Genomic DNA, 9,882 nt, shown 5'->3' with positions numbered 1-9,882 from the left:
GATTGAGGTGGCAGCAGTGAACGAAGACAAGCTTCGTTACTTCCTGAAGCGGGTCACGGCGAACCTTCACGAGACCCGCCAAAGACTCGCCGAAGCGCAGGCGGCAGCCGGTGAGCCGATCGCCATCGTGGCGATGGGCTGCCGGTTCCCCGGCGGCGTGCGCGGCCCGCAGGACCTGTGGGACCTGGTCGCCGGCGGCGTGGACGCGATCGGCGACTTCCCGGCCGACCGCGGCTGGGACGCGGACCTGTACGACCCCGACCCGGACCGGGTGGGCTCCTCGTACACGCGCTCGGCGGGGTTCGTCCACGAGGCGACGGACTTCGACCCCGGCTTCTTCGGGATCAGCCCGCGCGAGGCGCTGGCCATGGACCCGCAACAGCGGCTGCTGCTGGAGGTGTCCTGGGAGACGCTGGAGCGCGCCGGGATCGCCCCGACCTCGCTGCACGGCAGCAAGACCGGGGTCTTCATCGGCGGTTCGCTGTCCGGCTACGGCTTCGGCTCGTCCCTTCCGGGACTGCCCGACGAGGTGGAGGGCCACCTGTCGACCGGGACCGCCGGCAGCATCATGTCCGGCCGGCTGTCGTACTTCCTCGGGCTGCAGGGCCCGGCGGTGACCGTGGACACCGCGTGTTCCTCGGCGCTGGTGGCGCTGCACCTGGCCTGCCAGTCGCTGCGCTCCGGCGAGTCCGCGCTGGCGCTGGCCGGCGGCACGACCGTGATGTCCACGCCGGCGGTGTTCGTCTGGGCCAGCCGGCAGCGCGGCCTGGCCGCCGACGGCCGCAGCAAGGCGTTCGGCGCGGCGGCCGACGGCATGGGCATGGGCGAGGGCGCGGGGATGGTGCTCTTGGAGCGGCTGTCCGACGCGCGCCGCAACGGGCACGAGGTGCTCGCGGTGATCCGCGGCAGCGCGATCAACCAGGACGGCACCTCAAACGGCCTGACCGCCCCGAGCGGTCCGGCCCAGCAGCAGGTGATCCTCGCGGCGCTGGCCGCCGCCGGGCTGTCGGGCGATGACGTGGACGTCGTGGAGGCCCACGGCTCCGGTACCGCGCTGGGCGACCCGATCGAGGCGCGGGCGCTGCTGGCGACGTATGGCCGCAACCGCCCCGAGGACCGGCCGCTGTGGCTGGGGTCGGTGAAGTCCAACATCGGGCACACCCAGTCGGCGGCCGGGGTCGCCGGGGTGATCAAGATGGTGCTGGCGCTGCGCAACGGCGTGCTGCCGCGGACCCTGCACGCCGAGGAGCCGTCGCCGCACGTGGACTGGACGGCCGGGAATGTCAGGCTGCTGAGCGAGCCGGTCGCCTGGCCGGCGGCCGACCGCCTGCGCCGGGCCGGGGTGTCCTCGTTCGGGATGAGCGGGACGAACGCGCATCTGATCCTGGAAGAGCCGTCGGCGGAGCAGGAAGCGCTCAGCCCGGAGTCCGAGGCGGACCCGGCAGGCCAGGCGGAGCTCTCGGCGGACGCGGAGTCCGAGGCCTTCGTTGCCTCGGAGCCTGAAGCCCTGGTTGCCTCCGCGCCCGAAGCCCCGGCGCTCGAAGCTCCGGCCGAGCCGCTGGTGACCGGCGTGACGCCGTGGGTCCTGTCCGCCCGCTCACAGGCGGCGCTCCAGGCCCAGGCCGGCCGGCTGCGCGAGGCCCTGGCCGCGCGGCCCGACCTGGACCCGGCCGACGTGGCGTGGTCACTGGCCACGACCCGGTCGCTGTTCGAGCACCGGGCCGTGATCCTCGGCGTCGAGCCCGAAGCGCTGCCGGCCGGGGTGTCAGCTCTCGCGGACGGTGTCGCCATGCCGTCGGTGTTGTCGGGTGTCGCCGGTGATGTCGGGAAGACGGTGTTTGTGTTCCCGGGTCAGGGTGCGCAGTGGGTTGGTATGGGTCGGGAGTTGTTGGTGTCCTGCCCGGCGTTCGCGGCGCGGATGGCGGAGTGTGCGGCTGCTTTGGCGCCGTTGGTGTCGTGGTCGCTTTTGGATGTGGTGAACGGGGCCGATGGCGCGCCGTCGTTGGATGCGGCTGAGGTTGTGCAGCCGGTGTTGTGGGCGGTGATGGTGTCGCTGGCCGCGATCTGGGAGGCGGCTGGCGTCACCCCGGATGCGGTGGTCGGCCACTCGCAGGGTGAGATCGCGGCGGCGACAGTGGCCGGCGCGTTGTCGCTTGCTGATGCGGCTCGGGTGGTGGTGGTGCGGTCTCGGGCCTTGTCCGGCCTGAACACCGCTGGGGCGATGGTGTCGGTGGTGATGGGTGAGGAACGTATTCGTGCCCTGATGGAGCCGTGGGGTGAGCGGCTTTCGGTGGCGGCGGTGAACGGTCCGGCGGCGACGGTGGTGTCGGGTGAGCCGGAGGCGGTCACCGAGTTCGAGGCGGAGCTTGCCGCACAGCGGATGATGCGCTGGCGCGTTCCGCAGACGGACTTCGTGGCGCATTCGGCCGGGGTGCAGACGCTGGAATCGGCGCTGGCTACAGACCTGGCGGATGTGGTGCCGGGTGAGAGTCGGGTGCCGTTCTTCTCCACGGCCCTGTCCCGGTGGGTCCCGGGCAACGAGCTGGATGCCGGCTATTGGTTCGCCAACGTGCGCAACACGGTCCGGTTCGCTGACGCGATCCGTGATCTGGCGAACGAGGGCTTCTACACCTTCATCGAGGTGTCTCCGCATCCGACGCTGGAGGCTTCGGTCGCGGATGTCTTCGAGGAGACCGGTATCGCGGTGGTCCCGGTGGTGTCCGGTACCACGCACCAGGACTTCAGCGGTGCGGTCCAGATCCTGTCGGTGATGGGACGGGCCTTCGCCCGAGGCGTCCCGGTGGACTGGGCCAAGGTATTGGGGACGGGGCAGACCGTTGATCTGCCCACCTACGCCTTCCAGCGTCAGCGGTACTGGCCCAGCGGTTCGGTGGGCGGCGTCGATGGCGTCGTCGGATCGGCCGGAGGCGCCGACGACGAGTTCTGGGACGCGGTCGAGAACGGCGATGTCCGGACCCTGGCCGACACCCTGGCCGTGGACGGCGCCCGGCCGTTCCACGAGATCGTCCCGGCGCTGGCCGCCTGGCGGCGAGGAGCGCGGGAACGGTCGGTGACCGGCGGCTGGCGCTACCGGCTGATCTGGTCCCCGATCGCGGACCCGGATCCGGCCGCGCTGTCCGGGGCCTGGTTGGTGGTCGCCGCGCCCGGTGACGGTCCGCTGGCCGAAGCAGTGGCCACGGCGCTGACCGGTCGGGGCGCGCAGGCGGTTGTCATCGAAGGCGGCGTCGACCGGGAAACCCTGGCCGAACGGATCGGCCTGGCCCGCACCGAGGCCGGGGTGCCGGTGTCCGGGGTGGTGTCGCTGCTGGCGTTGGACGAGGCGCCGCTGGCCGATCAGCCCGAGGTCGCCGGTGGTCTGGCCGGAACGCTGACTCTGGTGCAGGCGCTCGGCGATATCGGCGTCGAGGCTCCGCTGTGGCCGGTGACCCGGGGCGCGACCGGGGCCGGCGAGGCGTTGGCCAACCCGGTGCAGGCCCAGGTCTGGGGCCTGGGCCGGGCGGTGGCGATCGAGCACCCGGACCGCTGGGGCGGCCTGGTCGATCTGCCCGCCGGGCCCGCGCTCCCGGATGACCGGACCCTGACCCGGCTGTGCGCGGTGCTGGCCGCCGGTGATGAGGACCAGGTCGCGATCCGCGGCACCGGGATCCTGGCCCGCCGACTGGTCCACGCGCCGCAGCCCCGGACCGACCGGACCGACCGGACCGACCGGTCCGCGCGGCCGTGGTCGCCGCGCGGCAGCGTCCTGATCACCGGCGGTACCGGCGCGCTTGCCGGACATGTCGCTGGCCTGCTGGCCGAGCGGGGCGCCGCCCGGCTGGTGTTGACCGCCCGCTCCGGTCCGACGGCCGCAGGCGTGGCGGGATTGGCGGCCCGGTTGGCGGATCAGGGCTCGACCATCGACGTCTTCGCTTGCGACGCCGCTCGGCGCGACGCCCTGGCCGGGGTGCTCGGCCGGATCGCCGCGGACGGCCCGGCCCTGTCCACGGTGCTGCACACCGCCGGCATCCTGGACGACGGCCTGCTGGCCGGTCTGGACGCCGCGCGCCTGGCCTCGGTGCTGTCCGCGAAGGCGGCCGGGGCGGCGCATCTGCACGAGCTGACCGCGGATCAGGACCTTGAGGACTTCGTCCTCTTCTCCTCCTCGGCCGCGGTCTTCGGCGGCGCGGGCCAGGGCAACTACGCGGCTGCCAACGCCTACCTCGACGCGCTCGCCGAACACCGGGCGGCCCGCGGGCTGCCCGCGCTGTCCGTGGCCTGGGGCCCGTGGGACGGCGGCGGTGTCGCCGGGGCGAACGACGCCGTGCGCCAGCGGATGCGGCGCGGTCTGCTCCCGGAGATGGACGCCGCGCTCGCGGTCAAGGCCCTCGACGCGGCTTTGGCCGGCACCGATCCGGTCCTGGCCGTCATGGACATCGACTGGGACCAGTTCGTGGCCGCGCCCGGCGCGGCCCAGCTGTCCGTGGTCCGCGACCTGCCCGAGATCGCCGAACGCGCCGCCGCGGCGGCCGCCGCCGGGCCGGCCGGCGCGGGCTTGGCAGAGGGCGAACTGGCCGGCCGGCTCGCCGGGCTGTCCCGGGCCGACCAGGACCGGACCCTGACCGAGCTGATCTGCGCCGAGACCGCGGCGGTCCTGGGCCACACCCGCGCCGACGCGGTCGACGCCGGCCGGGCGTTCAGCGACCTGGGCCTGGACTCGCTCACCACGCTGGAGACCCGGCAGCGGCTCAGCGCCCTGACCGGTCTGCGGCTGTCCGCGACCCTGCTGTTCGACTACCCGACGCCCGCCGCGCTCGCCGCCTATCTGCGCGGCGAACTGGTCGGCGCCGAGCAGGAACCGGCGGACGCCCCGGCCGGCGGCACGGCCCTGCCGGCCCCGATCGACGACGACCCGATCGCCGTCGTCGCGATGAGCTGCCGCTACCCCGGCGAGATCCGCAGCCCCGAAGACCTGTGGCAGCTGGTCGCCTCCGGTGGCGACGGCATCTCCGCGCTGCCGGTCGACCGCGGCTGGAACGCCGACGACCTCTACGACCCGGACCCGGACCGCGAGGGCACCACCTACGCGCGGGCCGGCGGCTTCCTGCACGACGCCGGTGACTTCGACGCCGCGTTCTTCGGGATCAGCCCGCGTGAGGCGCTGGCGATGGACCCGCAGCAGCGGCTGTTGCTGGAGACGTCCTGGGAGACGTTGGAGCGCGCGGGCCTGGACCCGAGGTCGCTGCGCGGGTCCAAGACCGGTGTCTTCGTGGGCGGATACTCCTCCGGCTACGGCATCCAGCTCGCGCTCCAGGGCGGGCTGAGCGAGCTGGAGGGTCACCTGTCGACCGGCAACGCGACCAGCGTGCTGTCCGGCCGACTGTCCTACGTCCTGGGCCTGGAAGGCCCGGCCGTGACCGTGGACACCGCCTGCTCGTCCTCGCTGGTCTGCCTGCATCTGGCGAGCCAGGCGCTGCGTAACGGGGAATGCTCCCTCGCGCTGGTCGGCGGGATCACGGTCATGGCCACCCCCGGCGAGTTCGTGTCCTTCTCCCGGCAGCGGGGCCTGGCGCCGGACGGCCGCAGCAAGGCGTTCTCGGCGGCGGCCGACGGCATGGGCATGGCCGAAGGCGTCGGCATGGTGGCCGTGGAGCGGCTGTCCGACGCGCGCCGCAACGGGCACCCGGTCCTGGCCGTGATCCGCGGCAGCGCGATCAACCAGGACGGCAGCTCCAACGGTCTGACCGCGCCGAACGGTCCCTCGCAGCAGCGGGTGATCCGGGCCGCGCTGGCTGCTTCGGGTCTGAAGCCGTCCGAGGTGGACGTGGTCGAGGCGCACGGTACTGGTACCGAACTCGGCGACCCGATCGAGGCCGGGGCGCTGATGGCGGTCTACGGCCAGGACCGGCCCGCGGACCAGCCGTTGTGGCTGGGCTCGGTGAAGTCGAACATCGGCCACACCCAGGCCGCGGCCGGGGTGGCCGGGATCATCAAGATGGTGCAGGCGCTGCGGCACGAGGAGCTGCCGCGGTCGCGCTACGCGCAGGACCCCTCGCCGCACATCGACTGGGACGCGGGGAATGTCAGGCTGCTGAGTGAGTCGGTGTCGTGGCCGGTGTCGGGACGTCCGCGGCGGGCGGGGGTGTCCTCGTTCGGGATCAGCGGCACCAATGCGCACGTGATCCTGGAGGAGCCGCCGGTCGCCGAGGGTTCGGCGGATGGTGTGGCTGACCCGGTCGGTGCGGCTGGTCCGGCTGCCGGGGCTGACTCGGTGAGTGCGGCTGGTCTGGCTGCCGGGCCTGATTCGGCGGGCGCGGTTGGCCTGGTCGCCGGGGCCGGTTCGGTGGTCGGTGGTGTGGTGCCGTGGATCGTGTCGGGCCGCTCCGATGCGGCGCTGTGCTCGCAGGCCGAGCGGTTGCGCGCGTCGACCGTGGCGCGGCCTGACCTGGATGTGCGGGACGTGGCGTGGTCCTTGGCCGCTACGCGCTCGGCGTTCGAACAGCGGGCGGTGGTGGTCGCGCAGGGCCGGCAGGAGCTGGCCGCCGGCTTGGCCGCGGTGGCGACGAGTCAGGCTGCTGGTTCAGTGGTGACCGGTTCGGCGTCGGCGACCGGCCGATCGGTGTTCGTGTTCCCCGGCCAGGGTGCGCAGTGGGCCGGTATGGGCCGCGAACTCGCTGCCGCATCTCCGGTGTTCGCTGAACGCCTCGCCGAGTGCGGTCGTGCGTTGGCGCCGTTTGTGGACTGGTCCCTGGACGATGTCCTCGCTGACAGCGCGGCCCTGGAAGCCGTGGATGTGGTGCAGCCGGCCTTGTGGGCGGTGATGGTTTCGCTGGCTGCGGTGTGGCAGGCCGCCGGTGTGGTTCCGGATGCGGTCGTTGGTCACTCGCAGGGTGAGATCGCTGCCGCGACAGTTGCCGGTGCGCTGTCTTTGGACGACGGCGCGCGGGTTGTGGCGCTTCGCAGCCGTGCGCTGCGGGTGTTGGCCGGTGCTGGCGGGATGGTCTCCGTGGCTGAGCCGGTCGATGCGGTGCGGGCTCGTATCGCAGGGTTCGGCGACCGCCTGTCGATCGCGGTGGTGAATGGTCCTTCGGCCACAGTCGTCTCCGGTGAGCCCGACGCGCTGACGGAGCTGCTGGCGGCCTGCGAGGCCGATGAGGTCCGCGCGCGCCGCATCCCTGTCGACTACGCCTCGCACAGCGCCCAAGTCGAGCAGCTGCGCGAGGAGATCACCGCTGCGCTCGCTCCGGTCACCCCTGGCCAGCTGACGATTCCGATGGTCTCGGCGGTGTCGGGGGAGTGGCTTCAGGGCCCTGAGCTCGACGCCGGTTACTGGTTCGACAGCCTGCGGGCCACGGTCGAGTTCGACCGCGCCGTCCGTGCCCTGGCCGACTCCGGGCACAGCGTCTTCCTGGAGATGTCGCCGCATCCGGTGCTGACCGCAGCGGTGACCGAGACCCTGGAAGACCAGGGGGTCGCAGCCCCCGTAGTCTCCGGTTCGCTGCGCCGCGACAACGGCAGCCCGGAGCGTCTGCTGCTCTCCTTCGCCGAGGCCTGGGTGCGCGGTGTCGACCTCGCCTGGCCCGCGGTCATCGGCGCCGCCGAGCGGGTGGACCTGCCCACCTACGCCTTCCAGCACGAGCACTACTGGCCTGAAGGCGCCTCTGTCTTCCTGCCCTCGGTCCGTTTCGGTACGGCCGGCTCCGACACCGCCACCGGAACCGCCGCCGAGGCCGAGTTCTGGGCCGCGATCGAGGGCGGAGACCTCGATACTTTCGCCGACACCCTGGCCCTGGAAGCCCGGGACGGCCTCGGGGACGTGCTCCCGGCGCTGGCCTCGTGGCGGCGCCGGGAACGGGACCGGTCGGCCACCGACGCCTGGCGGTACCGGGTGTCCTGGGTCCCGGTGCCGGAACCCAAAACAGTGCAGCTGTCGGGAGTCTGGCTGGTGCTGCGACCGAGCGAAGGCGCCGATCCGGCCGCCGTGCTCGGCGAAGCGCTCAGCGCCCGCGGCGCCAAGACCGTCACGCTCGCCGTCGGCTCCGGCGCGGCCGACCGCGCGGCGCTCGCCGAGCGGCTGGCCGCCGCGTCCCGGGACCAGGACGCGCCGTTCGCCGGCATCCTGTCCCTGCTCGCGCTCGACGAGACCCCGCTGGTCGCGGACTCGACCGTCACGAACGGCCTGGCGAACACCCAGACCCTGGTCCAGGCCCTCGGCGACGCCGAGCTCGGCGCCCCGCTGTGGGTGCTGACCGCCGGAGCGGTCGCCGCCGCGCCCGGCGAGGCTCCGGCCAGCCCGGTTCAAGCACAGGTCTGGGGTCTGGGGCGGGCCGTCGCGCTGGAACACCCGGACCGCTGGGGCGGTCTGGTCGACCTGCCCTCGGCCACCGAGGTGGACGAGCGGTCGGCGGCCCGGCTGTGCGCGGTGCTGGCCGGGTGCGGTGAGGACCAGGTGGCGCTGCGCGCCGCCGGTCTCCGGGCCCGCCGCCTGGTGCGCGCCGGCCGGCCGCGGGAGCGGGGCCGGGCCTGGTCCCCGCGCGGCAGTGTCCTGATCACCGGCGGCACCGGCGCGGTCGGCGGGCACCTGGCCCGCTGGGTCACCGAGCGGGCCGCCCAGCGCACGGTGCTGGCCAGCCGCTCCGGCCCCGGCGCGGACGGCGTGGCCCGGCTGGCCGCCGAGCTGGCCGCCGCCGGGACCACGGCCACGGTGGTGGCCGGGGACCTCGCCGACCGGAACGCGGCCACCGAACTGGTCTCCTGGATCGGCCGCAGCGGCCCGCGGCTGACCGCCGTCCTGCACGCCGCCGGGGCCGCGCAGTCCACCGCGGTGGAGGCCACGACCTCGGCGGAACTGGCGGAGGTGCTGGCCGCGAAGGCCGCCGGCGCCGCCCACCTCGACGCCGCCACGGCGGGTGAGGACCTGGACGCCTTCGTCATGTTCTCCTCCGCCTCGGCGACCTGGGGCAGCGGCTGGCAGCCCGGCTACGCCGCCGCCAACGCCTACCTGGACGCGCTGGCCGAGCACCGGCGGGCCCGCGGCCTGGCCGCGACCTCCGTGGCCTGGGGCCTGTGGGGCGGCGGCGGGATGAGCGCCGGCGAGGCCGGTGAGCAGGTCCTGAAGCGCGGGCTGCGGTTCATGGACCCGCGGCTGGCGGTGCAGGCCCTGGGCCAGGCGCTGGACGGCGCCGAGGACACGCTGACCGTCGCGGACGTGGACTGGAGCCGGTTCGCGCCGACCTTCACGGTGTGGCGTCCCAGCCCGCTGATCTCCGATCTCCCCGAGGTCCGGCAGGCGCTGGCCGAGGACGGCGGGGACGCCGTCGCCGACCGGGACGCCGCCGACGGCCTGGCCGCCCGGCTGGCCGGGCTGCCGCGTCCGGAGCAGGACCGGATCCTGACCAACCTGGTCCGGTCCGAGGCCGCCGCGGTGCTGGGCTTCCCGTCCGCGGACGGCCTGGCGGCCGACCGCCCGTTCCGGGACCTCGGCTTCGACTCGCTGATCGCGGTCGAGCTGCGGAACCGGCTCAACGCCGGGACCGGTCTGCGGCTGCCGGCCACGCTCGTATTCGACTACCCGACCCCGGCGGCCCTGGCCGAGTACATCAGGGCCGAGGGATTCGCCGACGCGGACGCGCCGGCTCCGGTGCTGGACGAGATCGACCGGCTGGAGGCGGCACTGGCCGGGGCGGACCCGGATCCGGCCACCCGGTCCCTGGTCGCCGAACGGCTGCGCATCGTCCTGGCGGCCTGGAGCCGCGAGGACGAGGCCGGCCGGACGGCCGGGGAAACGGCCGGCCGGCGGATCGCGGACGCGACCGACGACGAGATCTTCGACTTCATCCACAACGAGCTCGGGAGATCCTGAGTCCACAGCTGGGAATTTCCGAG

At 73.9% G+C, this 9,882-nt stretch carries 1 protein-coding gene; it reads left to right on the top strand.

All coding sequences use genetic code 11. The features are described 5' to 3' along the window. Positions 1 to 7: 7 nt before the first annotated feature. Positions 8 to 9,859, top strand: coding sequence for a type I polyketide synthase (locus tag KGQ19_RS00165; RefSeq protein WP_438801856.1), 9,852 nt, complete (start codon positions 8 to 10; stop codon positions 9,857 to 9,859). Positions 9,860 to 9,882 lie beyond the last annotated feature (23 nt).

This window comes from Catenulispora pinistramenti (genome assembly GCF_018274385.1).
Classification (GTDB): Bacteria; Actinomycetota; Actinomycetes; order Streptomycetales; family Catenulisporaceae; genus Catenulispora; species Catenulispora pinistramenti.
This window is presented reverse-complemented; position numbering and strand designations above follow the sequence as displayed.